Origin of the sequence: Steroidobacter sp., assembly GCF_016790065.1 — a bacterium.
Classification (GTDB): domain Bacteria; phylum Pseudomonadota; class Gammaproteobacteria; order Steroidobacterales; family Steroidobacteraceae; genus Steroidobacter.
Map to the genome: position 1 here is coordinate 1 of NZ_JAEUPY010000044.1, position 1,813 is coordinate 1,813.

The 1,813-nt window shown below is 63.1% G+C and carries 2 protein-coding genes; one reads left to right on the plus strand and one right to left on the minus strand.

The features are described 5' to 3' along the window. The coding region (gene mhpT / locus JNL55_RS01645) for a 3-(3-hydroxy-phenyl)propionate transporter MhpT (protein WP_293848529.1) at positions 1–1,181 on the minus strand (1,181 nt) is incomplete at its 3' end. A gap of 172 nt (positions 1,182–1,353) precedes the next feature. On the opposite strand from mhpT, the gene JNL55_RS01650 reads away from it, so the two are divergent. Further along, positions 1,354–1,813, plus strand: a 460-nt coding sequence (locus JNL55_RS01650; protein WP_293848530.1) for a helix-turn-helix domain-containing protein, incomplete at its 3' end; no start/stop codon positions are given.

A 1,813-nucleotide genomic window follows, 5' to 3' on the forward strand; every position in this document is an offset into this window, starting at 1 on the left:
CTCAGAAAGAACACGGCGGCGCCGGCCACTGCCGCCACCGGCACCATGTATTGCACGACGCCACCAGCACTCATGCCGCCGCCTAACAACATACCGGCAAGCAACGGTCCAATGATGGAGCCGATGCGACCGACCGCGACACTGGCCCCGGAGCCCGTGCCTCGGACAGCTTGCGGGTAATAGGTTGCAGCGACGCCGTACAGCGCGTAGTTCGCGCCCAGCAGAAAGAACCCAGCGGCGCCACTCAACACCAAAGTCATCGCGAGTCCGCCGGTTGCACTCAGCGCAATCAGCGAGCCGATCAAGCCGGCATAGGCCACCAACATGGGCCAGCGAGTGTCCATCCGATCCACCAGTCGGCCGAAGATGATGGCGCCGACCACACTCGCAAAGTTGAATGCCAACGAGGCTTGGGGCGCCACCGCTCGATCCAGTCCATTGGCAACCACCAACGTCGGCAACCAATTCAGAATCAAGTACAGAATCAGCAAGGTGGGCAGGAACGCCAGCCACAGCAGCAACGTCGCCGGCGCGCGGCCTCCGGCGAACAAGGCGGTCGCAACGTCAGTGCGAGCCTGACCCGCTGCATGCTTGTTCAGCGTTTCCGGCATCAGGAAATAAATGGCCGGCGCCAACAACAGCGGCAACACGCCGCCGATTTCAAACAGAATGCGCCAATCGAAGTCCGGCGGCAGCAATTGAGTCAGCAGCGCCGAAGTGCCACCGCCCAACGGCATGCCGCAAAACATCACCGATGCCGTCGAGGCGCGCTTCTCCGGCGAACTCACTTCGGCAGCGAGCGCCATCATGTTGGGCAACGCTGCGCCGAAACCCAGGCCGGCACAGAAGCGCACCACGAACAGCGCTTCGAAAGTACTGACCAGCGACGTCAACAAGGTGAAGGTGCCGAACGACAACACGGCGCCGATGAACACCGGCTTGCGACCGACCCGGTCCGCCAACCAACCGCCCAGACTGGCGCCGATCACCAGACCGATGTTGCTGATGGCGAAGATCCAACCCATCTGCTGGGGGTCGAAGCCGAACTGCGGCGCCAGGCGGGGTGCCGCCACGCCCATGGCCTGGATGTCAAACCCTTCCACTACCGCCACGAGAAAGCACAACACCACCGTGACGGCGACATTGGGTGCTCCCGCGAGCGCACTCCGCTCTTGAACCATCGCATTCCCCCAGCTGATGACTCGCTAATGGCGAACCGTTCTATCTGCCGCGAGATCGCGGGGCCGCCGGTGCGCCGATTCTGGGTCAGCGGCGCCGCCAGCGCCTAATCGAAGTCGCGTCAGGGTATTAGAGATTGCTATAGTGCAGCGGCCAGCGCCAGACACCTGACCGATGACACTGCCCAATCTACGCCACCTGCAGGCCTTTCACGAAGTCGTGCTGACCGGCAGCATCAGTGCGGCGTCGGTGAGGATGCATCTGACCCAGTCGGCGGTGACTCAGGCCATCGCCGCCATCGAGCGCTACTTCGGCTCCTCGCTGTTCACTCGAAGCAGTTCAGGCATGCATGTGACTCCCGCCGGCGCCATCTGTGCGGACCGCGTGGCACGAGCACTTGGACAACTGCGTGATGGCATGCAGGAGCTTGGTCGATCCGAACTGAGCGCTGCCGACCGCGAGCAACTGTTTCGCCGGGTCAGTGGTGCGCAACTGGGCTCATTGGTGAAACTCGTCGAGTTCCGCAACTTCACCCATGCCGCCCGAGCCAGCGGCGTTTCCCAGCCGACCATGCACCGTGCCGCTCGCACGCTCGAGCAGACGGTAGGTGCGACGCTGTTCGAAAAGACCAGCT